Origin of the sequence: Clostridium sp. MF28 (assembly GCF_002969175.1) — a bacterium.
In the GTDB taxonomy this organism is placed as follows: domain Bacteria; phylum Bacillota; class Clostridia; order Clostridiales; family Clostridiaceae; genus Clostridium; species Clostridium beijerinckii.
In genome coordinates this window covers 5,108,125-5,133,707 of the sequence record NZ_CP014331.1, presented here as the reverse complement: position 1 = coordinate 5,133,707, position 25,583 = coordinate 5,108,125, and the positions used below count along the sequence as shown (strand labels likewise).

The window sequence follows — 25,583 nt, the reverse complement described above, 5'->3', positions numbered from 1 at the left end:
AAAAAATATAATAATCTTTTAAAGGATAACTTGGCTAGTAAAACAAGTTATCCTTTTCCATTTAAATAAATTATATAAATCTATTTAATTTATATTTTTATCCTGTAATATTATCGTAAAAAATTATCATTATTTGTAATACGATTTTCTTTGATTAGTTTCCTCTTATGTTATAAAATGTAAAAGTCGGGTTAAATCAAATTAAATAAAAAGAGGTATTATTGTGAACAATTTTAAATTATTTCAATTAAAATATAGAATATTCCTAAGAAAATCTATTTTAAATAAGTTGTTAAGTTTTTTCTCCCCAAGTAATAAATTTATGATTATACTATCACAAAATTTGGACAAACATATTGTTGCATATTATAAAAATAAGGAAATTCATGAAGTACATAATTCAAAACAACTTTATTCAGTTTCGAAGTCTTTCTAAAGGACTTGTAATTTACTGAATACTTTTAAAGTTAAGCTTGACTTCATACCTAAGTAACTATACGCTTTTTATCTGAGTTAGACGCAATTCTCCAGCGACTCAAAAAAATACTGAAGAAATTACAATATCGCTCTTTAGAGCCTCGACGTGTATACGAATCACGTACCGTTGCAAACATAATTTACATAGAAAACTCTATGTATAGTCTTTTTATATGCGTCAACTCCCTACTACATATCATATCTTTCAATATTTTGACTACCTCCGATTAAGTTACCCTGAACCGCTCTAATGCCATATCCTTATGAAGGACTTAGGCTATAACATGGTAATAATCTATCTATTTTTTTAGTTTTTTTAAAGTTTTAATAATCTTTTTTAATCTTTCAATTCATATATGTCTAATGTAATTATTCTTTCATTAAATCCATTAGTTGTTTTATTATGATTAATGTTTACTTGCATATCAACACCTACTTTCTTAACTTAATATTTTTCCCTTTAGAATTTTCCAACTTAATAGATTCCAAAGGATTTTGTGCAATATTTTCGTAATTTAAATCTTCTGTTAACATTTCAACGTAATGTTTCAAAATTTCTAAATTACTATGACCTAATAAATGTTGTAGTTGAACTATGTTAATTCCGTTCATAACTACCTTTTTTTCATACCAATGTCTAAAAGCGTGAATTGATGTACGTTCTATTCCCTTGCTTTTGTTGTAGTCTTCTATAGCTCTTGTAAGTCCTCTCTATTTCATTTTTTCACCTTGAACTGTTGGAAATAAGTAAGGACAATCTACTGGCAAATATTCAATATATTCTTTTAAAATATTAATTAAAGATAATGTTATTGGAACAATTAATGTTTTTATCTTTGTCATAATACTTATAAAAACCGTATTTCATGTTCTCAATATAATATTCCTTAGTATCTTCACTCATATTTTTCAACGTACAATGCTCTAATAGAAATTGTTGAAAGCATTCATCAAAAGTTTTATCAATATATTTTCTATTCATTTTTATCAAAAAAAAATAGCACCCCTTTCTAAAGTCGTGGGTACTAAAATCATGTATAAAAAAATACCCACACCCATTAATAATTAAATTAATATAGTGTGAGTATTTATATTAGCTAATTAATTCACTCTTAAACCAGTAAAACCTTGATTTTCAGACTATTTAGCTAAAGCTTCTTGAACAGCAACAGCTACAGCAACAGTCATACCAACCATTGGGTTGTTACCTGCTCCGATTAATCCCATCATTTCAACGTGAGCTGGAACTGATGAAGATCCTGCGAATTGTGCATCTGAGTGCATTCTTCCCATAGTATCAGTCATACCATAAGAAGCTGGACCTGCAGCCATGTTATCTGGGTGAAGAGTTCTTCCTGTACCACCACCTGATGCTACTGAGAAGTATTTCTTACCTTGTTCGATACATTCTTTCTTATATGTTCCTGCAACTGGATGTTGGAATCTTGTTGGGTTAGTTGAGTTACCAGTGATTGATACGTCAACTCCTTCTTTATGCATGATTGCAACACCTTCTCTAACGTCGTCAGCACCGTAACATCTTACTTTTGCTCTTTCTCCGTTTGAGTATGCTTTTTCTTTAACTACTTTAACTTCTCCAGTGTAGTAGTCAAATTGAGTTTGAACGTATGTGAAACCATTGATTCTTGAAATGATGAATGCAGCATCTTTTCCAAGACCGTTTAAGATAACTCTTAATGGTTCTTTTCTTACTCTGTTAGCTTTTTCAGCTATTTTAATAGCACCTTCAGCAGCAGCAAAGCTTTCGTGTCCTGCTAAGAATGCGAAACATTTAGTTTCTTCTCTTAAAAGCATAGCTCCTAAGTTTCCGTGTCCTAAACCAACTTTTCTGTCATCTGCAACAGAACCTGGGATACAGAATGCTTGTAATCCTTCTCCGATTGCTTCAGCAGCATCAGCAGCCTTAGTGCAACCCTTCTTTATTGCTATAGCAGCACCTAAAACGTATGCCCATCCAGCGTTTTCGAATGCGATTGGTTGAGTTTCCTTAACGATTGTATATGGATCTACTCCAACTTCAGCACAAACTGCTTTAGCATCTTCCATAGTTTTCATTCCGTATTTTTCTAATACTGGAGTGATTTGGTTAATTCTTCTTTCATAACTTTCAAATAATGCCATTTTAAAAATCCTCCTTTACAAATAATTATTTATGTCTTGGGTCTAATAATTCAGCAGCGTCAGCAACTCTTCCGTATTGACCTTTAGCTTTTTCTAATGCTTCGTTAGCATCCATTCCTTTAGCAATACTTTCCATCATTTTTCCTAAGTTAACAAACTTATATCCGATGATTTCTTTATCTTCGTCTACAGCAACTTCAGTAACATAACCTTCAGCCATTTCTAAGTATCTTGGTCCTTTAGCTAAAGTTCCGTACATAGTACCAACTTGAGATCTTAAACCTTTTCCTAAATCTTCAAGTCCTGCTCCGATAGGTAGTCCACCTTCTGAGAATGCAGTTTGAGTTCTTCCATAAACGATTTGTAAGAATAATTCTCTCATAGCTGTGTTTATAGCGTCACAAACTAAGTCTGTGTTTAATGCTTCTAATATAGTCTTTCCTGGTAATATTTCTGAAGCCATAGCAGCTGAATGAGTCATTCCTGAACATCCAATTGTTTCAACTAACGCTTCTTGGATTATACCATCCTTAACGTTTAATGTTAATTTACAAGCTCCTTGTTGTGGTGCACACCAACCTATTCCGTGAGTTAATCCTGATATATCAGTTACTTCTTTAGATTGAACCCATCTTCCTTCTACAGGAATTGGCGCTGATCCGTGATTAGGACCTTTAGCAAGTACACACATTTCTTCAACTTCTTTTGAATACATCATATATTTTTGCTCCTCCCTAATTAATAGATAATTACAAATTATTAAATCTTATTTCTAAGTTTAAAATTGTAGTTGGGCATAAAATAACCCAGTGGGGCACTTTTCCCTATTCCTATTCTAGCAAATGATTTGATTCCCCACAACCTTTATTTAAAAATTTATGCACATTTATCTACTTTTATTTGAAAATCCGAACTACAAATGAATAAAAATCTTATATTAACTTTAATTAGATAAAATTTTGTCTAATACTTTCATTATGTATTTTTATATGGATATTATAAATTAATTTTCCAAAAATAAAAATAAATTAAAAATACCTATTGAAATATTCTTTAAGACATGGTAGAATAATTTTTGTCAGTTTACATGCCGCTGTGATGGAATTGGCAGACGTGGTGGACTCAAAATCCTCTGGTAGTGATATCGTGCCGGTTCGAATCCGGCCAGCGGCACCATTTGTTTTGGTGGATTGCTGTATTACTTGGTTTAAATACCTTGTAGTACAGCTTTTTTTATGCGTTTCCCACTTCTGCAACAAATCCTACATTTACCAGTAATTAATCTTCTAAGCCCTGTAATCATGGCATTTATAGCGTTTTGTAATATTCTAGTTATAAATCCATCTTACCTTAATATTTTCCTTTTGGGCATTAAATAATATTGGCTATAATTGCAATTGTATTTGCCACTAATTGTTAAAGTATATTGATAATAATTTTATTAATATATTTCTTATGACATAAAATTGAATATTTTTTAATTACTATTTGCATAAAGTTTACTATTATTTCTGATAAAAATAATAAAGAAAGGTAAAAAGATATATGAAAATAGAGTCACTATTCCCAAAACTAGAACTAGTATAAGAGAAGTACCTCTTCCAGATATGCTTAAACCTATAATAAAATCTCTCATAAAAAAAGAATATGGAGAATAAACTAAAATTCGGTGAATTATATTTGAACAATAATCTAATCTTCTGCAAAGAAAATGGTGATTATATAGATAATAAGAAAACAAATAGACATTTAAAAATTGCATAAAAAAAAGCTGGAATTAAAACAGATATACATTACCATAATTTAAGACATATCTTTATAACCAACCGCCTAAGTAAAGACATTAATCCACGTACTGTTATGGGTTGGGTTGGCCATACTGATATTAAAATGCCTATGCTTGTTTATGCTGAAATTAATAAAGATAAGAATAAGAAGGAATATGCGAAAATTAATTGTATGTTTGATTAAAGCTAGGCCAATGGCCTAGCTTATTTAAATTTAATAGAGTTTTATATCAATCTTAAAATTACATCCTATCTATTCTTTCATCTTGTTATTTATTTTAGCCCAATGTTTTTTTACTTGATTGTGAATTTCATTTTTTAAAATATTACTTTCGTTAAATATTTCTTCCGATCGTCTTGCATATGTAATAAAATTTCCATATTCTTTACTATACTTATAATCACCTAAATGAGTATAAAGTTTATATAATTTTCTTTTTAAAGTAAATTCGTATTTACTGCCGTTATATTTCTTAACAGTTCTTGCTTTCTTATAAGCTCTACAATAATATTTAAATAAGCTTTTCTCTCTTATTTTCACTACTTGTCCATCAAAACTAAACCCTAGATAATTTAAAATATTTTTATTAGTATTTAGATTAATAAGCTTATCATTTCCCTGACTATCATATATAAATTGCTCTGTTTTACTTGGATTTAAATCTAATCTTGGTATACTTTTAGCAATTCTATTTATCTCATTAATGTATTCATTGTATTTTTTACTTATAATCTCTGAATCTTGAATTGGAATAACTATAATTAAATCATCACAATACCTTCTATACAAGCCTCTTTTACTTGTTACATAATCATTAACTTGCTTATCAAAATCTAGCATATAAACATTGGAATAAATTGAACTTATAGCAGACCCTTGCGGTATTCCATAACTATTTTCATTCTTTTTTAGATATAATTTTTTAAATTTTCTAAATTCTTCAGTTGTAAAATATTTAGGTTCTTTTAGCATTTCTTTTATCTTTTTATTTTTGTCTTTTTCAATATCATCACGTTCTACATATGTATATTGTGTTATATTTTTATAAATACAAAAATGTTCTATTGGTAACCTTTCAACATCCAATGCTTGCATCAATTTTTCCTTAAGATAGTCATGATCTAAGTTATCAAAAAAACCCGAGAAATCACCAACAAATATAAATGCACTCTTGCATTTACATATAAATTCTAACGCTTCCTTTGAAAAATGTATATTACATCTGCCCTTAAGATTATTTCTATATGCAGTGGCTACTTTATTAATACTTCTATTAATAGAAATTTTATCATAGCATTCGTTAAGTATTTGTCCATAATATTGGTAAATAAATCTATCAATATGTGATGAATAAAAAATATCTCGTTTCTTTTCTCGTTTTTCCTTTATTCCAGTATCTTTATCATAAACATATTTGTTAAATATAATTTCATAATGTATAAACGGATAAAATCCATGTTTTTGTATCCAGTTAGTATTTTTAATCATATTTTCATATTTAACATAATCTTTTTTAATATCCAAATGAGTATAATACTTGTTTTTAAAAACAACATTTCTATTCATCCTTTTACCTCCAAAAGAGCTTATTAGCCATACGACCGGTAGATATCAAAAGCTAATAAGCATTTTAGAAACTTATCAATACGTATATTAGATTTCTCCATATATGTATTAATCTCTACCATCCCTCCACGATACTTATTGGTATATGATTATATTATTAATAGCTCTACAGGCATATTAATCGGAGGTAGTGAAATGCACAAGTTAGTTCTTATACTGTTCTCACTTATTATCTTATTCTTATTCAAATTACATCTTGACAAAGAATACCAAATCCCCCTATAACAGCAAAACATTACTTTATAGGGCACTTTTATTATATTACAAATTACCATTTATTTCAACAATCTATACTTTAATATTAACTGTTTTCTTTCATTTTTGATTATAACAAAAAAAGCCTAGTACAAAAAACTAAGCTTCTTTTGAAACATTTTTAGTGTTAAATTTATCATTATCATTCAATTTACATTAACTTTATTTTAATCATCTATTTTATTAAAATATCTCTACTCCATTCAGGTATAATATTTCTTCTCCATTTAATTTTCCCACCACATATATAAGCTACATCCTTAAATCTGTTTGTATTATCATATATATTTACTTCATTGCATACATTCAATACTTCTTTCAAATTTTCTAATGACTCATAATATCTTCTCTCTATAGCTTCATCTGGAATTCCATGTCAACCTTTTAATACCCTAATTCTAACTCTTTCTTTAGCAATATTAGGATTATTAACTCCAATATAATTTATAACTACATAGAAACCTCTTTGCCTTGCTCTTTCTATATTTTTAATAATACTTTTGCCTGCAAGAGTAGTTTCTTGATTAAATGATATATCATTTTTTATATAGTAGTTTATGAGCTTTACCGCTTCCCTTGCACATTTGATTTGAAGATTATTATCTTTCCATGAACCTATTCTTGCTACCATCTCATCTGTATTTATTCTTTTTTCATTCTTATTTCTTTCATAATAAATAGATTCATATATCGATGTTTTTCCTGCTCCATTTACTCCTGCAAATATAGTATAAGTAGCCATTAATTTTTACCTATTACTCTTTCTTGTTCCTTTTGCAGCACTATCTCAGATAAAGCAATATAAAAATCTTGTTCTTCTTTTGTTTTAGCTCTTTTAAACAATTCCTTTAAATCTGCATATGAATATTTTAAAAATTGATCATATAAATTATTTTTTTCATTTATCTTTTCCATAGAACTTCCTCCGATAAATAATACTTTTATTATATTATATCCTAACCAATTATCAATATAAACACTTTTATCTATTGAATTTACAAGGTTGCTCTATAATTACTTCTATTATTCTATATATTTTTACTATTATTTTTTTCTAGAAAATTCATCTTTGATTTGTCATTTTCTAATAATAACTTTAAGATTTTTTCTAGAGTAATCATATTTTTTTATCTAACATAATCTTTGAATTTCTTCTCTTACTCTTCTCACTACTCAAAATTTAATTGTTTCATTCATGTTTTCAACTTGACCACTATCTTGGCCACCATCTTGAACTTTATCTTGACCACTAAAATGGTATACCTTCTTGATTCAATATCTTATTCTTTTATTATAAATCTGATTTTATTTTTTTAATTTCTTTCAAGCATTGATATCACTTAACTACAAACGATAATTTTCCCACTATTTTTCCCACTACGGCACAAAAAACTACTAAAAATCGAAACTACTTGTCTACATATAAAACGGCATAACCATGCGCTTTTTAAGCATTACTGAATATTAGTAAACAAGCTCCTTATGAATCCGGCCAGCGGCACCATTTATTTTGGTGGATTGCTGTATTACTTGGTTTAAATACCTTGTAGTACAGCTTTTTTTATGCAATTCCCGTTCCTGTACCAAATTCTGTTTTTCTCATAAATTAATCTTCTAATCCCACTGATAATATTATTTATAGCTATTTGTAACATTTTGATTATAAATCCATGTTATTTTTAAATCTTCCTTTTTGACTAAGAATATTATAAGCTGAATTGCATTTAAACCATAAGAACTACAGCATCATCCTCTTGTCTTGTCATTTATAAAGCAAACTATGCTTTTAAATTAATTATATTTGATAATATGCTATTTACATGTATCTCCATAGTATCATAAACATTTAGCGAGAATTCTACGTCTTTAAGTAGCAAAGGCAATTCTGTGCACCCTAATATTATACCTTCTACTTTTTCTCTTTCCTTTAACTCTTTAATTATTTTAATATTTTTTTGTTTTGTGCTATCTTTAATAATTCCATATTCTAACTCATTAGTTATTTTATCATTTATAAAATTGCGAATTATTTCTTCTGGAACTACTATTTTGATTCCATTATCTCTAAAAGTTTTTTTAAAATGCATATCCTATCTATATAATAATACTTAATGTAGTAATAGCTTTATTATAGCCCAAGAAATTACCAATATAAATAATTTTATGTATCTGTATTCTTAAAATAAAAGCAAGTAAATTATAAATTAAAATCAATGTTATTTTCATACTAGAATCCTTTCAACCCGCATTTTATAAGCATATTCTGAAGAATATATATTCTAATATGGTAATATTCTAAAGAATAAATATTGTGAAGAATATTTATTCTTTAGAATTTAAAACAATCAGAAACGTAATCAATAATTATAAATAACCTATATAATAAATACTTTTAAACTATAAATAATGAACCTATAGATAACCCAACTAAGACCTGAACTTATGCATATAACTCGCCGAAATGAATAATATGCTTTTATTCCAGTTTCTAGTTGGGATATATTTCATAGTATAAATCTAGCTTATAATTGGCTTATCTATAATAATAGTTGAACTTTCAACAAACATATTATATGATAGTTAAAGTTCACATATCATATGGATAAAATTTCTACCACAAAAGCGACTCAAAAGTTGAAAACAGAAGAATACACCAAGTAAGAGACAGATATACATGATAAACAAGTTACTCGTCTTTATACATTTGAAAGAAGTCTTAAATCATATGATTATATTTACAAAGAAATATTCTGAAATTATTTTTATTTAGAAAGGACGTAATCTTTTTGAAGAATTCACATAAAATTATACATTACCTTTTTTTATTTTTTGGAGTTTTAGCTATTTCTACATCTGCTATATTTGTAAAACTATCGGCAGCTCCAGCTCCAATAATAGCTACATATAGATTAGTTTTTTCAACATTGATGATATTACCTGTAATACTATTTAACAAAAAATACATACTAGAAATAAAAAAATTGAAACTCAAACAATTAGCGGCAGTGTTTTCATCAGGAATTTTTCTAGCAATACATTATATACTTTGGTTTGAATCTTTGCGTTTTACTTCAGTTGCAAGTTCAACAGTTCTTGTAACTATGCAGCCACTATTTGCTTTTATAGGAAGCTATTTTTTCTTTGGTGAGAGATTAAAGAAACTATCACTATTTGGTGGTTTTTTATCTATATTCGGAAGCTGTATAATCGGATTTGGCGATTTTAAAATTGGTGGGATAGCCTTGATAGGAGATATACTTGCTTTACTAGCAGCTGGAGTTATTACAGCATATTTCCTCATTGGACAAAGTGTAAGAAAAAATTTATCTCTAGTTGCTTATGTTTTCATTTGTTATTTAAGCAGTAGTATATTTTTATTAGCATATTCTGTCATATTAAAATATCCCCTAATAGGCTATGCAAACTCTGATTGGTTATGGTTCTTCTGCTTAGCATTAATTTCAACAATACTTGGTCAAACAGTTTTAAATTGGCTAATTAAGTGGTTAAGTGCTTCAACTATTTCCATGAGTATATTAGGTGAGCCTGTTGGAACGTGTACATTAGCATTCTTAATACTCGGAGAATCCATATCTTATAATCAAATTATCGGATCACTAATTATCTTAATAGGGATATGTATATTTTTAATTGGCCAAACGGTAAAAGTAAAAGATGATAGTTCAAGTAATTCAAAAGCTATATAAGTATTTAACAAAAAAATTCTTATCCTACTTATGCTCTGTCATTTCATTATTTAAATACATTTAATCTTTTTAGAATTTCAATATACTTTAATGCAACATGAATATAGTAATCTTTTTATTAATTTTATATTATTTATTAATACAATTATGTAGTTAAATTATTTTCTCAATTATAATCATTTAAAATTGATGCAGAAATAGTCTTGAAACAAATCATATTTCAAGACTATTATTTATTCTTATAAGTTATACTTCCTTAATCAATTAGAACAAAATCGCAAACGACTTTGGAGTTTGGGATTTTGTTATGAAGTTTAGAATTCCACTGTAAGGAAATTATATATAAACATCTATATATTTATATTCTTTAAATTTAGAAATAATCTGAAAAATAAGGCTTCTCTACTGGTATTAACTGTTCTAAAATTTTAAGCATATAATATTCTGTTTTTATTCTTCCACACTCATATAGGAATGTAGGACGCTTATATCCCATAAGCATAGTTGTTAATGTCTGAATATCCATTTCCACTAAATTAGCAGCATACATATCATCACTCTTCTCACAGACTGTTTCTTCATCATCCCAATAGATATTAAAAATGCCATTATTCCATTGAGCAATAGGATCATTTATTTTGAAACTTATCTTAAGTTTCTGTGCTTTTACTAGGAATGGGTATTTTATTATAAATTCTTTTACATTTATAATCCTTGCCATAAAGTATGGTTTAATAGTTTCAACTATCTCGCTATCTTCAAATAAAAAAGCCATTGGCTCTCCCGAGAAATTATTTCCCTTCACTTCATTAACCATAGAATAATGGGCACTTATATAATTCCAAATTCCGTGGTGTGCTTCAGTATTTAAATAAACCATTTCTTTAATATAAAATATATCATTTCTAATATAATAGATTAGATAACCAAGGGGCTTATGATTCTTACTGTAGTAAATAGCCGCAATAATATCATCACTATCCCAACGCCAATATTCATCCCACGCAAGCTCATCTCTAATCATTGCACCATGTCTCTGCATTGAAAAATAATCATGTACATTTAAAAGATCCTCACATTCTAAATCTACACGTTCCATCATTCCTTCTACTGCTCTTTTTTTAGGAAGCTGCGAATCTTTGATTGTGAAAGTTATTTTATCAGAAATTATTTCCCAACCATGCTTTCTATAAAGGGGGATCGAATATGGATATAAACAAGAAATAACTTGACCTTCTTCATTCATATGAATAATAGCTCGCTTAATCAAAGAATGAATTAACCCTTTTCCAGTGTATTCAGGATAGGTAGCAACTCCAGTAACCCCACCCATTTTGCAAATACTATCATGGATATTTACTTTCATGGAATATACTACAATCATTGAAGCTAACTTACCGTGATAAAACCAACCAAGAACATAGGCATTTTTAAGAATCGGCATTTTAGCATGCATAATTTGCTCTTCTGTCCAACCAGTATGCAAAAGATCTTCCATCGTTATTTGAAATGCATAACGTAAAAGCCCATTAAACTGTTCTAAATCATCTTCAGTTAATTTTCGCATTTTAAAATCGCCGTATTCCTCAATAAACATTTCTTTATCTTTCATAAATCCTCCCCATATTCATCAAAAACGTATTAAATATAATTCATTTTATATTGTTAATAACCTAAATATTTATCAGTATAATTTTACAATACCATATAATTAATTATCCTTTATTATTATCTTATATTATACTATAAATCTTTGTGCTATACATGCTAAGCTTTACAATTTATTCCTCTTTATTTTAAGTATACAAACTCCTTTTTTCACTATTTGCATAAAAAACTAACCCACTCTTTCCTTGTACATTCAATAAAATCAGACATATTTATTTATTATATTTGGTAATTAAAATTAATATATTTCACATATATGCTGCAACAATAAATTCACATTTAAAATTTAAGTTATGTGAGCTAAGTTAAGACTCAAATTTAAAAATTCAATTGTATCATATATAATATCCCAAAATTTTTCGCAAACTTTTATAACACTATATAAACGGCTTTTATTTTCCCTATCACTGATTAAGAATAAATTAAGGTGATTCAAGGTTAATATTAAGAGAAACATGGTAAAATATACTTGTCATTTATTTGCAAGGAGGTAAAGTATGATAATAAAAAAGCAAGCCTGCAACATCTCTAAGATTGTTCTAGTATCTATATTTTTAAACTTAATACAAATAATCTTTATAACTCTATTTATTTACTACAAAAGTCAAAATCCACATATGATTGAAGGAAATTTTATCATTTATGTCGTAGCTATAAGCATAGGTATTAATAGTGTCATTACAGGAATAATATTTTATAATTTTTTATTTAAAAAAGGCAGTAATAATTTAATAGATACAATAAGGTATCTTGAGGAATTTAATAAAACATTAAGATCTCAACGTCACGACTACTTGAATCATATTCAGGTTATTTATTCATTAATGGAACTTGAAGAATTTAAGGAAGCAAGAAGCTATATAGAACCTGTTTATAAAGATATAGTAAGAATTAGTAAAGCTCTAAAGACTTCAAAGCCAGCAGTTAACGCATTGCTTCAGGCGAAATTGCAAGTGGCCGAAAAGAACAATATAGATATGGAGCTTGAAATAAAAAGCAACTTAAACAATCTTAATATGGAACCATGGGATTTTTGCAGAATTATTGGCAATATTATAGATAATGCTATATTTGCTTTAAAACAAAAACCAAATAATAGATATATGCTTGTTGAATTATCAGAAGATCTAAAAAATATAAGACTTAACATATCTAATAATGGAAATTGTATCCCCAATGAAATTATAGGCAGAATATTTAAAGAAGGATTCTCAACAAAAAATGAAAAAGGTGATGGTATGGGCCTCTATATAGTTAAAGAAATTGTTGAATGTTTTTCTGGTACGATCGAAGTTACATCAAATGATAAACGAACATCTTTCGAAGTTATTCTACCAAAAAAAGAATAATAAAATCTTATAAATTGATATTCAAAGATGCCAACACTCTTATAAATGACATTTGAACCTAAAAACTGTATAACTTAGAAGCTTTATGTTACCAAACTTCAACATGTGGCTTATTATATTTATATACCAAGGAGGGAGGTACAAAAATATGATCGCATTTTTACCAGATATAACAGTTCTTACAGTTTTGCTTTTAATAGTAGGGTTCGGATTAGTGCTTTTAGAAATGCATATTCCAGGTTTTGGGTTGCCAGGAATCGCCGGAGCTATATGTTTAATACTTGCAGTGGCATTGACTGCAGAGAATTTTGCACAAGCCTTAGCTATGGCATTAGGAATTTTAGCAATTCTTGGCATCATGTTAGGTGTTGTTCTAACTTTTTTCACGAAAGGAAAGTTCTTTAAACCATTAATTCTTCCTGATGAGCAAAAGAAAGAACATGGGTATATTAGTTCTTCAGATTTAGATTATTTGTTAGGAAAATCTGGAGTAGCTGTTACTGATCTAAGGCCAACTGGTTCTGTAGATATAGACGGAGTTAAATTTGATGTAATTTCTGAAGGAGAATACATTAATAAGGGGACTAATGTAGAAATATTTAAAGTTAGCGGAGTTAAATTACTAGTAAAAAAAGTTAAAATATAAATTTATATTTAAAGGAGAGATTATTAATGATTACCAATTTAATTATAGTAGCAATAGCAGTTGTATTTTTAATTACTGTGTTTGTTAGATTTATACCAATAGGATTATGGATATCATCTTTAGCAGCAAATGTTCAAGTAAGCATATTCAACTTGATTGGTATGAGACTTAGAAGAGTTGTACCTTCTAAAATTGTAATTCCACTTATTAAATCAACAAAAGCTGGTATGGGACTTAATGTCAATCAATTAGAAGCCCATTATTTAGCTGGTGGTAATGTAGATAATGTAGTTAATGCATTAATTGCAGCTCATAGAGCTGACATAGACTTACAATTTGAAAAAGCTGCTGCTATTGACTTAGCTGGTAGAGACGTCTTAGAAGCAGTTAAGATGAGTGTTAACCCTAGAGTTATTGAAACTCCAAATGTTTCAGCAGTTGCAAAAGATGGTATAGAACTTTTAGTTAAGGCTAGAGTTACAGTTAGAGCTAATCTCGAAAGGTTGGTCGGAGGAGCTGGAGAAGCAACTATACTAGCCAGAGTTGGTGAAGGTATAGTTACTACAGTTGGTTCTTCTACTAGTCATAAGATAGTATTAGAAAATCCTGATGCTATTTCAAAAACAGTATTAAATAAAGGCTTAGATGCAGGTACTGCCTTTGAGATTCTATCCATTGATATAGCTGACGTAGATGTAGGAAGAAATATAGGAGCTCAGCTTCAAACTTTACAAGCTGAAGCCGACAAAAATATAGCTCAAGCTAAAGCTGAAGAAAGAAGAGCAATGGCTGTAGCCAAAGAGCAAGAAATGAGAGCCGCTGTTGTAGAATCAGAAGCCGAAGTACCAAGAGCTATGGCTTATGCACTTAGAGAAGGAAAACTTGGAATAATGGATTATTATGATATGCAAAATGTTATTGCAGATACAAGTATGAGAAGTTCGATTTCTAGCGCAGGAAATAAAAGCCAATCTCTTTCTAGTGATAACAAAGAGCAGAGAGACAAAAAATAGACTCCTGGGAGAGTGAAAACTATGAAATATGATGATACCATTAATGTATTAAAAATTCTTGCAAATGCTATATTCAATCCTACGTCCATATCAAACAATAATTCAAGAAATTTTGTTTTCAAATATCCAAATGCAGCCGAATTGAATGATAGTATAAACGACACTCCCGATACGGAGTTAGAGAATCATGATGAAGAATATGACGAAGGTGATTCCATTGACGATATAGCTAGTGAAAACACGGATTCTTATAATAATACAAAAAATAGCTACTATGATAAAAAAGAAGCAGCTTCTTCAAATCCACAAGGAATTATAGATTCTATTACCCAGGAAATAACACCAGTTAGACTTCAACAAGCTATTATACTTTCAGAGATAGTTGGAAAGCCAAAAAGTAAAACTAGAAAAAGAAGATTTTAAATTAGGAGAATTATTCTATGAATATAAAAGTGCTTATAGTTGACGATGAAATAGGAATAAGGACCATAATAAAAAAAATACTAGATAAATCTGGTGGATTTGAAGTTGTCGGAGAAACAGATAATGGTGAAGAAGCTATAGACATATTTAAAGAGCACCGCCCTAATGTGGTGTTCTTTGATATTGAGATGCCTAAGTGCAACGGTATAGATTGTGCTAGAATATTAACAGATATAGACCCTAAAACTATAATTATCTTTGCAACAGCCCATGCAGAGTATATGTCCGAAGCCTTCCAGTTGTACGCTTTTGATTATTTAATAAAACCATTCAAAATAGAAAGAGTAATGCAGACCTTAGACAGAATTAAAAATTTAAATAAACCCAGCTATGGAGATGGTATAGATAAAATAATAAAGCACGAAAAGGGATTGGATAAGCTTATGATAAAAAATAAGGAAGGTATAAGTTTTGTAGATACAAAGGAGATTGTTTTAGTTCAAAGAGAAGAAAGTTCCACTGTTATATATACAAAAACAGATAGCTTCACAACTTCCATTTCTTTATCAGATATAGAAGAAAAACTAGACCATACTCAATTCTTTAGAAGTCACAAATCCTATATTATCAATTTATCATTGATTACAAAAATCTATCCATACGGAAGATGGACGTATATTGTCAAACTTAAAAATACAGAAAAAGATGCTCTACTTACTCACGAAAAATATGAGGAAATAAAAAAGCTTTTTAGTTTATAATAAATTAAACCTTCTAGAAATAGCAACATAACATTACTTCTAGGAGGTTTTTATTATAAAAAAATTAATTCTATATATTTTTATAAATGAAATATACGGTAAGTTCTATAATTGAATTTTGATCTTTCTTATTTTTTTACTACTCTTCGTTAAAAAACGCAAATAAGTTAACTATCATCTCTAAAAAAATTATAATAATTGGCTGATTGTCATATGCACCTGGTTTATAAAATTGTCCAGCCGAAGGCATCTGGAAGTAAAAATGGGACTTGCTTCTTAAAACCGCAATATCATTAGTTGTTATTACTACGGTCGTTATACCATTATTATATGCTTCTACTATCTGTCTATTAATTTCCTTACTTTTTCCACTATTGGTAATAGCAATTAGCATATCTCCTTCTTCTGCTAAACTACAACTTTCATCTATTTCGAACTTATTATCCAATGCCTCAATATTTCTTTTATATTTGAATATACGATATCTTAAATACTTAGCAATTAATCCTGACTCTCCTATACCTATTACTCGAATATTATTACTTTTTTTCATCTTTGATACTAATTTTCTAATCTCATCTTCGCTTATCATTTTTTCTAATATATTCAAGACAGATAAATATGTAGTTACTGTTCTATTAATAATATGGTCTTCGTTTTCCTTCTCTTCCTTATTAAAATAGCAGGAAAAATCATATCTGAATTCTACATACCCTTTATAGCCTAACTTTTTGCAAAATCTTGTTATAGCAGAATTAGATACATTAAGGTCTTCTGCAAGTACTACTATCGTGCTATTCATAATTAATGTCGGATCAGACATTAATCTATTATAAATTTCAAGTTCAACTTTCGTAAATGTTGAAGCCATAGATTTCATCAAACTAATTGGATCCAAATTTCCCACCTCATATTCCTTATTTATTGCATTATACCAATATTATATCAAAAAAACTATATGATATCTTACATGTTTCACTTAGAAAGCGGGTTTATTAGCTAAAATAAAAATGTTACACAACTTAAAATTAGTTGTGTAACATTTTGCTTAAATATTTTATTTATGCTGACACGCCATTTCCTCTTTGTGCAGCTTGCTCATTCTTATAGTTTATATTATCTAACTTCTTAAAGAATGGAAGATATATAAAGAATGACATTACTAATACTAAGAATTGCAATATTGCTGTTCTAACACCACCAACTAAAAGACCTGAAATTACTGGAGGAGTTGTCCATGGAACCATTACCCCACCAAATGGTGGAACTATTCCTGTTGCTATTGCAAAATAAAGTATTATTCCAGATAACATAGGAGTAATTATAAATGGAAGAGCCATAAAAGGATTCATTACTATTGGTGTTCCGAATGTGACTGGTTCATTTATGTTAAATATCGCAGGTACTATTGCGAGTTTTCCTAATTGTTTGCATTGAGCTGACTTTGAAAATGCCAACATTGCCGCAACTAAACCTATTGTCATACCAGCCCCTGTTACTGTCATAAATTGATCCAAAAATTGTTGTGTTACTATATGAGCCCCATTTGCTATTGTTAATTCTTTTCCACTTGTAACTATAGCTGCGTTATCTAATGTATTCGATGTCAATACACTTGACATTACACCACTTACTATTGTTGAACCATGAACTCCAAACCACCATAAGAAAGGAATTGCAAATCCCATAAATAATACTCCACCTATTGAATCTGTCATACCTTGTAAAGGTGTTTGAATTACTTTATATATCCATTCGATAAGAGTTGTGTGTAATCCCCAGTTAAATACTGAATAAAGTACTGTTGCACCAACTATTATTACCGCTCCTGGTATTAACGCTGCAAAAGAGTTTGCAACACCTTGTGGTACACCTGCTGGCATTTTTATTGTAATATTTCTCTTCATAAACCATGAGTAAACTGCGCCAACTATTAATCCTATAATAATTGCAGTGACCATACCTTTTCCCCCACACCATGCTGTTGGGATTACATCTCCTACTGTTTCTCCACTTTTAGTTACTACAGAAGAGCTAGTTGTTAATACAAATACTACAAATGATATTACTCCTGCAGATAAAGGCTCATAACCTTCATTTTTAGCATAAGTATATGCTATTCCTATTGTCCCCATAAGCGCTATTATATTAAATGTGGCTCCATATGCTTTCCATAAAGGATCTGTCCACCCTGCACCTAATGTAACAGCTAACCAGTCATTTAATGGTTGATATGGCAATTGAGCTAATAACAGAAATATTGAACCTACTAACGTTAGAGGTAATGTATATAAGATACCATCTTTTAAGGCAAGAACACCTTTTAAGTTGACAAATTTCATAACTATCGGTATTACTTTCTCATTTAAATTATTTTGAAACGATGACATAATAATTCCTCCTTAAATACTCAACTAAATAACAAATTTTATATTACCTAAAGTTTCAAATCTTAATATAAGTAAACATTGCGCGCTTAATGAATACATATTAGGATCTTTTAACTACTAAGTCTTTACTAAAGTTTTTCTCCTCTTTCTTCTATTATCTTCTTGTACCAATATCCTGATAATTTTATTTTTCTATCTAAATTATTCTTATGATCAACATATATAAAGCCATATTGCTTTTTATATCCATTTAACCAGCTCAATAAATCAATTGCAGACCAAGCGTAATATCCTTTTAAATTTATATTTTCTTCAATGGCTCTTTTCACCGCTTTTAAATGTGCCTCGATATATTTTATCCTTGGAACATCTACTATTTCATCCTCAATTATCAGATCTTCATCTCCCAAACCATTTTCAGTAATATACATTTTTATATCACCATAGCTATCTTTTAACATCCTTAATCCATCTAAGAATGCATCTGGAGCAATCTCCCATCCCCATTTTGTATAAACTTTATCTTTTAACATAACGGTTCTAAAAACTCCATCAAATGATGCATTTCCTGGTGCTCCTGTAGAATTCTCTCTAGTTCTTTCTTGACTTTCATTTTGAATATCATTCTTTGCAACCCTTTTCGGTTGATAATAATTAAGACCTATGAAATCATTCTTTGGCGCCATTTCTTTTATTACATCTAATTCATCTTGAGTCCATTCTGGAAGCCATCCTTTCTGTTCTAACTGTTTAACTACATATTCTGGATAACTTCCTTTTAATATCGGATCATAATACCAGTTAATTTCATACTGATTTGCATGGTATGCTGCTTTAATATTTTCCTCATTGCTATCTATACTAAATGCTGGAGAAAAAACGTGAGTTATTCCTATTTCACCAAACTGCTTCATTTCCTTATAGGACTTTACCGCTTTGGCATGTGCTGTAAAAACATTATGTGTTACTTGAAAATACTTTTTAGGATTGTTCCTAATACCTGGTGGATGCGCTCCTGCTAGATACCCTAGCGATGCAAATACAACAGTTTCATTAAAAGTAATCCAATGCTTCACCCTGTCACCAAATGCTTTAAAACACACCTCCGCATATTTTACAAAAGCATTAACAGTTCTTTTATTTGTCCATCCCCCATCTTCCTCTAAATTTTGAGGCATGTCCCAATGATATAATGTTATAAATGGAACTATTCCATATTCTAAGCATTCATCTATTAAATTATTATAAAAATCTATCCCTTTTTGATTAACTTCCCCGTCACCATCTGGAATTATTCTTGGCCAAGAAACAGAAAATCTATATGATTCTATTCCAATTTCCGCCATCAATTTTATATCCTCTTTATATCTATGGTAATGATCTACCGCTATATCTCCATTAGTTCCCTCAAAAGTTTTTCCTGGAATCTTGGAAAATACATCCCAATTTGATATTCCCTTGCCATCTTCGTTATATGCTCCTTCTACCTGATATGCAGCAGAAGCTGCTCCAAATAGAAAATCCTTAGAAAATTTCATAATTTAATTACTCCTTCTATTTCTACATATTTGTCCATTCACTAGTTAGCTAATCTTAGCGCAAAATCTAATACTTTCTCCCCATTCATCATTCCGTAATCAACCATAGGTATTACATCTACAGGGATTCCCAATGGTTCGCATATTTTTTTCGCTTTTCCTAATGTGTATCCAACTTGTGGTCCTAATAACGCAACACTTACACCATCTAGATGTTTATCCATTTGACCTTCTGGAAAAGCTTCAATATCTACCTCTATTTCCCTGATTTTAGCTGCATCCTTCATTTTATTTACCAAAAGACTTGTTGACATTCCTGCTGCACAAAATAATCTAATTTTTATCATTTACTATCCTCTCCTTTAAAAAAGTATATCTTTGTATAGAATTTATTTTAAATTTAATCTGTTTTTTAATTACACTTTCACTAATCCATTTATAACTTTTCTTAGTTCAATTATTTGCTCAATTAAATTTTTCTCTGTTATTGCAGTCATCAAATGATCTTGTGCATGTACAAACAAGACTGACATATTTATTCTTTCGCCATTAGCCTCTTTTTGTAGAAACACTGTTTGTCCATCATGTGCCTTTGCAATAGCATCATTTGCTAATTCCATTTCTTTTTCAGCTTCTTCATAATTTTCTTCTTTCACATTGTTGAGAGCCATATAAGCGTGATTTTTACAATCTCCAGCATTGATTATAATATTCATAATTGCTATTTCTAATTCTTCCATAACTAATCTCCTCCGCTCTATATAATTTAAATCATCTTCATTCCATGCCATTACACAAAAGCAATACGGATGCCAAACTCTATAAAAACTTTTTCAAAAGTTAGTATTTAAAAGCTCCTTTTATTTCATTTAAACAGTGTAAGACCTTACTATATAAAGCTTTTACCATTTCCCGCTCTTTTGAAAATATTTTTATTTTATAATTATATTTTTAAAAATATTTTCAGTAAAAATCCAATATTGTTTGATTGCTTTTTTAACTGTTTATTTTTTTACTCGTAGTGTTTAAGAAAAATATATATTCTTTACACAGTGTTTGAATAAAATAGCACAGCGTTTGGTTTTTTTATTAATTAAGTGTTATACACTATCTTTTTTTAAACACAACAATTAAATTTATAATATTTTATTAAAAATCATCTTATAAAAAAATTATGTTTACATACATATTTATTCGACAAAGTGATTTCACTTCAATATATGTAAATATCCCTTTCATTTTAATTTTTAAGTAGAATAATTTAACTAATATATTAAAAATGAGTTTTACTAATATAAATAAATATATTATAATTAAAAATTGACAATGTATTATCAAAATGCAAAAAAATAAACACTTTAATAAAAGAAGTATAATTATTTTGATAATACGAAAATATTTAAGGAGGATTATTTATGAAACAAAAGCTAAGCTTTCAGCAAAACTTATTAATAGGTTCATTATTATTTGGACTATTTTTTGGTGCTGGTAATCTAATTTTCCCAGTTCAAATGGGACAACAGGCTGGAGATCACGCTTTTACAGCTACTATTGGATTTTTAATTACTGGAGTAGGATTACCTATATTAGGGATTATCGCATCTGCTCTTTCAAGAAGTGAAAGTTTATTTGATATGGCGAGGCCTATTAGCTCTCGTTATGCAAGTATATTCACATGCTTATTGTACTTAACAATTGGCCCTTTATTTGCAATTCCACGTACTGCTACAGTTGCATTTGAAGTTGGAATTCATCCTTTTATTTCTGATGGATATTTGAAATTAGGACTAATTATTTTTTCATTAATATTTTTTGCTTTTACTATTTATTTTTCATTAAAACCAGGACAAATTTTAGATTGGGTTGGTAAGTATCTTACCCCTATTTTCTTGGTATTATTATCAATTTTATTAATCGCTACATTTGTAAATCCAATGGGACAAGCAAGTCAATTTCCTGCTCAAGGAAATTATGCAACTCAGCCATTATTCACTGGTTTATTAGATGGATATAATACCATGGATGCACTTGCTTCTGTAGCCTTTGCTATTATTATTATTTCTAACATACAAAAACTAGGAGTTAAAAACCCTCAATCAATTGCTATAGAGACATGTAAATCAGGCCTTGTTAGCGTTATAGGAATGACTATTATCTATGGATCGCTAGCTTATATGGGTGCTACAAGCTTAGGTAGCGTTAACCGTGCTGATAACGGTGGAAGTATATTATCTATGGTAAGCAATCATTACTTTGGTTTTACCGGACAAATATTATTAGCTTTTATTGTTGGAATTGCATGTATAAAAACAGCTATTGGTTTGATAACTTCTTGTTCTGAGATGTTCAGCGAAATGTTTCCAAACTCTATTTCTTACAAAAAATATGCTGTTTTATTTACAGTTTTCTCTTTCATAATCGCTAACTTTGGATTAAGTAATATCATTCAACTATCTATACCAGTACTTATGTTTTTATATCCTTTAGTAATTACTTTAATCCTACTATCTCTATTAGCACCTTTTATTAATAAACAAAGCGATGTTTATAGATGGACAACAGGATTCACAGTTATTGCGGCATTTTTTGATTTATGTAAATCATTGCCTCAACCTCTACAAGAAAATTTAATCGTTAAGCAACTTGTGAATTTTGCTCACTCATATTTACCTGGCTTTGATTATGGATTTGGATGGATAATACCAGCTCTTTACGGGTTCTTCATAGGACTAATCATCTGGACTATTCGTTCAAAGAAACGTAAAAGTGCTTAACCATAATATTTTAAGAATAGCTCAATAAAAATCTCTTTACACAGATTGTAGATTATTTATCTTACGCTCGTGTAAAGAGATTTTTTAATAATTTATATTACAATTAACACAGTATTTGCAGCTTTTATATAAGTATAAATTTTCAGAAATAAAAAACAACCTAGCATATTAATGCTAAGTTCAATTCAAAATATTCAATTTGTATTATATAATTGGTGGCTCACCCGGGAATCGAACCCGGGACACCATGATTAAAAGTCATGTGCTCTACCGACTGAGCTAGTGAACCAAAAATTGGCTAGGATGACAGGATTCGAACCTGCGAATAATGGAGTCAGAATCCATTGCCTTACCACTTGGCGACATCCCAGTATGGGGTGAACGATGGGACTCGAACCCACGACAACCAGTGCCACAAACTGGCGCTCTACCAACTGAACTACGTTCACCATATTTGACTATAAAAATTAAAATTTTACTTCTAATTTTTAAAGATTAAAGTATTACCAATATAGGTAAAAAATTTTTATTTGCTTGTTTATTATAAGTTACATATTGTTAATTGTCAACTATATAAATATAATTAATGCTAAGTATAGTACCAATTATATTTTCAAAACCATTATAACCAAAGCCTAAAGCCTCTTTATTCTATTGATATCTCAGCATTTCTAGCTAAAAATACTCTTATCTAAAATAAATAGAATTATTCATTTAAATCATAATCTCATTATTTTCTGATTTTAATAAGTTTAGAATCAGTTAAATAATTTTTAGGGGTGATAAAATCACCCCTATTATATGAAAATAATCATTGAAATATTTCTTTATTTAAATACCTTTATACGTTCTTCTAATGGTTTAAATTCTTTTGGGCCTGGATCCGCTGTTGGCTTTCCAAAAGGCATTTGCCCAATAAGTTTCCAATCATCAGATATTCCCCATTCTTTCTTTATGTCATTTTCAATAAGCTCATTATAATGTTGAAGCGATGCTCCAAATCCTTCAATTTCTAATGCAGTCCAAATAACAAACTGGTGCATTCCACTTGCTTGTTGAGACCAAATTGGGAAATTGTCTTTATAAAGTGAAAATTGTTGTTGAAGAGATTCTATCACGCTATTATCTTCAAAAAATAAAACTGTACCGTAACCACTTCTAAATGAATTTATTTTTTCTTTAGTTGGCTCAAATTTATCTTCAGGAACAATCTTTCTTAAAGCATTCTCTGTGATATCCCATAATCTATCATGATGATCTCCTAACAATAGCACTACTCTTGCACTTTGTGAATTGAATGATGATGGTGTATGCTTTACAGCATGTTCTATAATTTCCTTGATTCTATCATCAGAAACCACCTTTTCTTTACTAATTCCATAAAATGAACGTCTATCTGCTACAGCAGTAAAAAAATCTTTTGACATATAATCATTCCTCCTATCATATCTAAATTTATTTAAGTATTTATATTTTTTCCAAATAATTACTTATAGTAATTTAAAATTATATCTAACTATAACTAGTACATCTTTTATATAAAAACAGTGAAGCCTAATAAATCCACTTCAATATTTTTAATTAGTTACTTACATTTAGTAAGTAACTTTAGATTAATTATTACATACTTATAACACTTAGTCAATAGTATTTTAAATATAAATTCATAATTTTTTTAATTTTCAAACAATAAAAAAATATAAAGAATCTCTATTGTAATTAAGAAAATTCTTTATATTTTTTGAATTGTATTAGTTAATTCCATTTTTCTGCCCATTTTTGAATCTCATCCATGGCACTTTGAAGATCACGGCCTTTTTCTGTCAATTCATATTCTATGCGCACTGGAGTTTCCGGATAAACTTTTCTAATAATTATTCCTTCCTTTTCCAGCTCCTTAAATCGTTCTGTAAGCATACGAGCACTCATATTAGGAATAGCTTCTTCTATATCTGAAAATCGATTTTGTCCATTCAATAATGTTCTTATAATCAATCCGGTCCATCTTTTTCCTAGTAATTCAAAAGCATTTTCAAACCTTGGGCACATATGAAATTTTTCCATATTTAATCACCACCTGTTACTATTCTATCATAATCACTTAATTAAGATAAGCAACTTATGATATTATACTAAATATAATAATATTCATTAAATAAGTCAATATTCCGTAAAACTTATGTATTAACTTTGATCTTTATGGTAATATCTAATATTAATTAATTATTGAATCTAAAGGAGGATTTTATTATATGGTTAAACCTTTATTTTTAGCACACGGCTCTCCAATGATGGCCATTGAAGAAGATAATTATACTGAATTTCTAAATAATCTTGGAAAGAAATTAAACCCTAAAGCTATTGTTATCTTTACAGCACACTGGGATAGTGAAACACTAACTATATCATCTTCTGATTCCACATACGAAACAGTATATGATTTTTATGGATTTCCAGAAGAACTTTACAATGTAAAATATGAGGCGCAAGGTTCTAGTACAGTTGCAGCAAAAGTCGAAGAAAAACTTTCACACGAAGGCATAAAAGTTAAAAAAGACTTAAATAGGGGTCTAGATCACGGAGCTTGGACTCTTTTAAAACACCTTTATCCAGAAGCCAACATCCCCGTTGTTCAAGTTTCAATAGACTCGAAATTATCCATTGAAGAACAAATAAAAATAGGTAGCGCTCTAAAAACTTTAGGTGATGAAGATATCTTAGTTATCGGAAGCGGAAATACAGTTCATAATCTAAATTTAGTTGATTTTGAAGCTGTAAGCAATGATTCTTGGGCTGAAGAGTTTGATGAATGGTTAATTAACAGGTTAAAAGAAAATGATTTTAATTCACTTTACAATTATAGAGATCAAGCTCCAAATGCCGATTTGGCTGTTCCAAGCCCTGAGCATTTTGTTCCGCTATTTATAGCATTAGGCAGCAGTTCGCTACTAATTCCTAGAGTTATTTTTCGAGAGTATGAATTAGGAAATTTAAGCCGTCTTTGCCTTGAATTTTAGTAATCTAAT

Annotated in this window: 24 protein-coding genes, 4 tRNA genes and 1 pseudogene; 10 read left to right on the top strand and 19 right to left on the bottom strand. The window is 29.3% G+C overall.

Going from position 1 to position 25,583, the window contains the following annotated elements:
• Positions 1-909 precede the first annotated feature (909 nt).
• From AXY43_RS22565 to AXY43_RS22555, 4 genes are all read right to left on the bottom strand, one after another.
• On the bottom strand, positions 910-1,170 hold the full coding sequence (locus tag AXY43_RS22565) for a tyrosine-type recombinase/integrase (RefSeq protein WP_105412197.1): 261 nt from the start codon (positions 1,168-1,170) through the stop codon (positions 910-912).
• Between the two features lie 18 nt (positions 1,171-1,188).
• Positions 1,189-1,320 carry a hypothetical protein gene (locus AXY43_RS28565; protein ID WP_257788285.1) on the bottom strand — a complete coding sequence of 44 codons (132 nt, stop codon included), beginning with the start codon at positions 1,318-1,320 and terminating at the stop codon, positions 1,189-1,191.
• Between the two features lie 297 nt (positions 1,321-1,617).
• Complete coding sequence (locus AXY43_RS22560) at positions 1,618-2,619, bottom strand: GGGtGRT protein (protein ID WP_011968824.1); 1,002 nt, start codon at positions 2,617-2,619, stop codon at positions 1,618-1,620.
• A 25-nt stretch (positions 2,620-2,644) separates the two neighbouring features.
• A complete protein-coding gene (locus AXY43_RS22555; protein WP_011968823.1) occupies positions 2,645-3,337 on the bottom strand; it encodes an iron-sulfur cluster assembly scaffold protein in 693 nt (230 codons plus the stop codon).
• Between the two features lie 371 nt (positions 3,338-3,708).
• Here AXY43_RS22555 and AXY43_RS22550 point away from each other — a divergent pair.
• Positions 3,709-3,795, top strand: a tRNA-Leu gene (locus tag AXY43_RS22550).
• A gap of 600 nt (positions 3,796-4,395) precedes the next feature.
• On the top strand, positions 4,396-4,590 hold the full coding sequence (locus tag AXY43_RS28670; protein WP_307725812.1) for a hypothetical protein: 195 nt from the start codon (positions 4,396-4,398) through the stop codon (positions 4,588-4,590).
• A gap of 69 nt (positions 4,591-4,659) precedes the next feature.
• On the opposite strand, the gene AXY43_RS22540 is transcribed toward AXY43_RS28670, so the two are convergent.
• The 4 genes and pseudogenes from AXY43_RS22540 to AXY43_RS22525 form a co-directional block, all read right to left on the bottom strand.
• Positions 4,660-5,973 (bottom strand): reverse transcriptase/maturase family protein, encoded by a 1,314-nt coding sequence (locus AXY43_RS22540; protein WP_105412196.1) that lies wholly within the window; start codon positions 5,971-5,973, stop codon positions 4,660-4,662.
• Between the two features lie 490 nt (positions 5,974-6,463).
• Positions 6,464-7,030, bottom strand: a pseudogene (locus tag AXY43_RS22535) (zeta toxin family protein).
• A complete protein-coding gene (locus AXY43_RS22530) occupies positions 7,030-7,203 on the bottom strand; it encodes a hypothetical protein (protein WP_105412195.1) in 174 nt (57 codons plus the stop codon). Before AXY43_RS22530 ends, AXY43_RS22535 begins: the two are co-directional and overlap by 1 nt.
• A gap of 863 nt (positions 7,204-8,066) precedes the next feature.
• Entirely contained in the window at positions 8,067-8,375 is a 309-nt protein-coding gene (locus tag AXY43_RS22525; RefSeq protein ID WP_023976776.1) for an aspartate/glutamate racemase family protein, read from the bottom strand.
• A gap of 699 nt (positions 8,376-9,074) precedes the next feature.
• Between AXY43_RS22525 and AXY43_RS22520 the strand changes: the two genes are divergently transcribed.
• On the top strand, positions 9,075-9,995 hold the full coding sequence (locus tag AXY43_RS22520; RefSeq protein ID WP_039773731.1) for a DMT family transporter: 921 nt from the start codon (positions 9,075-9,077) through the stop codon (positions 9,993-9,995).
• 373 nt (positions 9,996-10,368) lie between these two features.
• On the opposite strand, the gene AXY43_RS22515 is transcribed toward AXY43_RS22520, so the two are convergent.
• A complete protein-coding gene (locus AXY43_RS22515; protein WP_065418584.1) occupies positions 10,369-11,607 on the bottom strand; it encodes a GNAT family N-acetyltransferase in 1,239 nt (412 codons plus the stop codon).
• 553 nt (positions 11,608-12,160) lie between these two features.
• Between AXY43_RS22515 and AXY43_RS22510 the strand changes: the two genes are divergently transcribed.
• The 5 genes from AXY43_RS22510 (at position 12,161) to AXY43_RS22490 (ending at position 15,855) form a co-directional block, all read left to right on the top strand.
• Entirely contained in the window at positions 12,161-13,012 is an 852-nt protein-coding gene (locus AXY43_RS22510) for a sensor histidine kinase (RefSeq protein WP_105412194.1), read from the top strand.
• Between the two features lie 148 nt (positions 13,013-13,160).
• Positions 13,161-13,658, top strand: coding sequence for an NfeD family protein (locus AXY43_RS22505; protein WP_105412193.1), 498 nt, complete (start codon positions 13,161-13,163; stop codon positions 13,656-13,658).
• 26 nt (positions 13,659-13,684) lie between these two features.
• On the top strand, positions 13,685-14,671 hold the full coding sequence (floA, locus tag AXY43_RS22500; protein WP_011968812.1) for a flotillin-like protein FloA: 987 nt from the start codon (positions 13,685-13,687) through the stop codon (positions 14,669-14,671).
• Between the two features lie 21 nt (positions 14,672-14,692).
• Entirely contained in the window at positions 14,693-15,094 is a 402-nt protein-coding gene (locus tag AXY43_RS22495; protein WP_105412192.1) for a hypothetical protein, read from the top strand.
• Positions 15,095-15,111: 17 nt separating this feature from the next.
• Positions 15,112-15,855 carry a LytR/AlgR family response regulator transcription factor gene (locus tag AXY43_RS22490; RefSeq protein ID WP_077305671.1) on the top strand — a complete coding sequence of 248 codons (744 nt, stop codon included), beginning with the start codon at positions 15,112-15,114 and terminating at the stop codon, positions 15,853-15,855.
• A 139-nt stretch (positions 15,856-15,994) separates the two neighbouring features.
• On the opposite strand, the gene AXY43_RS22485 is transcribed toward AXY43_RS22490, so the two are convergent.
• The 5 genes from AXY43_RS22485 to AXY43_RS22465 form a co-directional block, all read right to left on the bottom strand.
• The gene (locus AXY43_RS22485) at positions 15,995-16,762 is read right to left on the bottom strand and encodes a MurR/RpiR family transcriptional regulator (RefSeq protein ID WP_238948362.1); all 768 of its coding nucleotides are present in this window, start codon (positions 16,760-16,762) and stop codon (positions 15,995-15,997) included.
• Between the two features lie 154 nt (positions 16,763-16,916).
• Positions 16,917-18,245, bottom strand: coding sequence for a PTS sugar transporter subunit IIC (locus AXY43_RS22480; RefSeq protein WP_011968808.1), 1,329 nt, complete (start codon positions 18,243-18,245; stop codon positions 16,917-16,919).
• 128 nt (positions 18,246-18,373) lie between these two features.
• Entirely contained in the window at positions 18,374-19,783 is a 1,410-nt protein-coding gene (locus AXY43_RS22475; protein WP_105412191.1) for a GH1 family beta-glucosidase, read from the bottom strand.
• 41 nt (positions 19,784-19,824) lie between these two features.
• A complete protein-coding gene (locus tag AXY43_RS22470) occupies positions 19,825-20,130 on the bottom strand; it encodes a PTS sugar transporter subunit IIB (RefSeq protein WP_011968806.1) in 306 nt (101 codons plus the stop codon).
• Positions 20,131-20,199: 69 nt separating this feature from the next.
• The gene (locus AXY43_RS22465) at positions 20,200-20,523 is read right to left on the bottom strand and encodes a PTS lactose/cellobiose transporter subunit IIA (RefSeq protein ID WP_038457332.1); all 324 of its coding nucleotides are present in this window, start codon (positions 20,521-20,523) and stop codon (positions 20,200-20,202) included.
• A 675-nt stretch (positions 20,524-21,198) separates the two neighbouring features.
• On the opposite strand from AXY43_RS22465, the gene brnQ reads away from it, so the two are divergent.
• Positions 21,199-22,557, top strand: coding sequence for a branched-chain amino acid transport system II carrier protein (gene brnQ, locus AXY43_RS22460; protein WP_011968804.1), 1,359 nt, complete (start codon positions 21,199-21,201; stop codon positions 22,555-22,557).
• 213 nt (positions 22,558-22,770) lie between these two features.
• Here brnQ and AXY43_RS22455 read toward each other — a convergent pair.
• The 5 genes from AXY43_RS22455 to AXY43_RS22435 all read right to left on the bottom strand — a co-directional run bounded on the left by AXY43_RS22455 (position 22,771) and on the right by AXY43_RS22435 (position 24,621).
• Positions 22,771-22,846 (bottom strand) — tRNA-Lys (locus tag AXY43_RS22455).
• Positions 22,847-22,852: 6 nt separating this feature from the next.
• A tRNA-Gln gene (locus tag AXY43_RS22450) sits at positions 22,853-22,927 on the bottom strand.
• Between the two features lie 3 nt (positions 22,928-22,930).
• Positions 22,931-23,006 (bottom strand) — tRNA-His (locus AXY43_RS22445).
• Positions 23,007-23,384: 378 nt separating this feature from the next.
• Positions 23,385-23,984 carry a nitroreductase family protein gene (locus AXY43_RS22440; protein WP_105412190.1) on the bottom strand — a complete coding sequence of 200 codons (600 nt, stop codon included), beginning with the start codon at positions 23,982-23,984 and terminating at the stop codon, positions 23,385-23,387.
• 328 nt (positions 23,985-24,312) lie between these two features.
• Entirely contained in the window at positions 24,313-24,621 is a 309-nt protein-coding gene (locus AXY43_RS22435; RefSeq protein ID WP_011968801.1) for a winged helix-turn-helix transcriptional regulator, read from the bottom strand.
• 188 nt (positions 24,622-24,809) lie between these two features.
• On the opposite strand from AXY43_RS22435, the gene AXY43_RS22430 reads away from it, so the two are divergent.
• Complete coding sequence (locus AXY43_RS22430) at positions 24,810-25,574, top strand: DODA-type extradiol aromatic ring-opening family dioxygenase (RefSeq protein ID WP_105412189.1); 765 nt, start codon at positions 24,810-24,812, stop codon at positions 25,572-25,574.
• Positions 25,575-25,583 lie beyond the last annotated feature (9 nt).

Excerpts from the sequence above, each read along its gene's own strand:
- AXY43_RS28565 (WP_257788285.1), bottom strand. The coding sequence starts at position 1,320 with ATGACAAAGATAAAAACATTAATTGTTCCAATAACATTATCTTTAATT.
- AXY43_RS22560 (WP_011968824.1), bottom strand. The coding sequence starts at position 2,619 with ATGGCATTATTTGAAAGTTATGAAAGAAGAATTAACCAAATCACTCCA.
- AXY43_RS22555 (WP_011968823.1), bottom strand. The coding sequence starts at position 3,337 with ATGATGTATTCAAAAGAAGTTGAAGAAATGTGTGTACTTGCTAAAGGT.
- AXY43_RS22540 (WP_105412196.1), bottom strand. The coding sequence starts at position 5,973 with ATGAATAGAAATGTTGTTTTTAAAAACAAGTATTATACTCATTTGGAT.
- AXY43_RS22530 (WP_105412195.1), bottom strand. The coding sequence starts at position 7,203 with ATGGAAAAGATAAATGAAAAAAATAATTTATATGATCAATTTTTAAAA.
- AXY43_RS22525 (WP_023976776.1), bottom strand. The coding sequence starts at position 8,375 with ATGCATTTTAAAAAAACTTTTAGAGATAATGGAATCAAAATAGTAGTT.
- AXY43_RS22515 (WP_065418584.1), bottom strand. The coding sequence starts at position 11,607 with ATGAAAGATAAAGAAATGTTTATTGAGGAATACGGCGATTTTAAAATG.
- AXY43_RS22510 (WP_105412194.1), top strand. The coding sequence starts at position 12,161 with ATGATAATAAAAAAGCAAGCCTGCAACATCTCTAAGATTGTTCTAGTA.
- AXY43_RS22505 (WP_105412193.1), top strand. The coding sequence starts at position 13,161 with ATGATCGCATTTTTACCAGATATAACAGTTCTTACAGTTTTGCTTTTA.
- floA (WP_011968812.1), top strand. The coding sequence starts at position 13,685 with ATGATTACCAATTTAATTATAGTAGCAATAGCAGTTGTATTTTTAATT.
- AXY43_RS22495 (WP_105412192.1), top strand. The coding sequence starts at position 14,693 with ATGAAATATGATGATACCATTAATGTATTAAAAATTCTTGCAAATGCT.
- AXY43_RS22490 (WP_077305671.1), top strand. The coding sequence starts at position 15,112 with ATGAATATAAAAGTGCTTATAGTTGACGATGAAATAGGAATAAGGACC.
- AXY43_RS22480 (WP_011968808.1), bottom strand. The coding sequence starts at position 18,245 with ATGTCATCGTTTCAAAATAATTTAAATGAGAAAGTAATACCGATAGTT.
- AXY43_RS22475 (WP_105412191.1), bottom strand. The coding sequence starts at position 19,783 with ATGAAATTTTCTAAGGATTTTCTATTTGGAGCAGCTTCTGCTGCATAT.
- AXY43_RS22470 (WP_011968806.1), bottom strand. The coding sequence starts at position 20,130 with ATGATAAAAATTAGATTATTTTGTGCAGCAGGAATGTCAACAAGTCTT.
- AXY43_RS22465 (WP_038457332.1), bottom strand. The coding sequence starts at position 20,523 with ATGGAAGAATTAGAAATAGCAATTATGAATATTATAATCAATGCTGGA.
- brnQ (WP_011968804.1), top strand. The coding sequence starts at position 21,199 with ATGAAACAAAAGCTAAGCTTTCAGCAAAACTTATTAATAGGTTCATTA.
- AXY43_RS22440 (WP_105412190.1), bottom strand. The coding sequence starts at position 23,984 with ATGTCAAAAGATTTTTTTACTGCTGTAGCAGATAGACGTTCATTTTAT.
- AXY43_RS22435 (WP_011968801.1), bottom strand. The coding sequence starts at position 24,621 with ATGGAAAAATTTCATATGTGCCCAAGGTTTGAAAATGCTTTTGAATTA.
- AXY43_RS22430 (WP_105412189.1), top strand. The coding sequence starts at position 24,810 with ATGGTTAAACCTTTATTTTTAGCACACGGCTCTCCAATGATGGCCATT.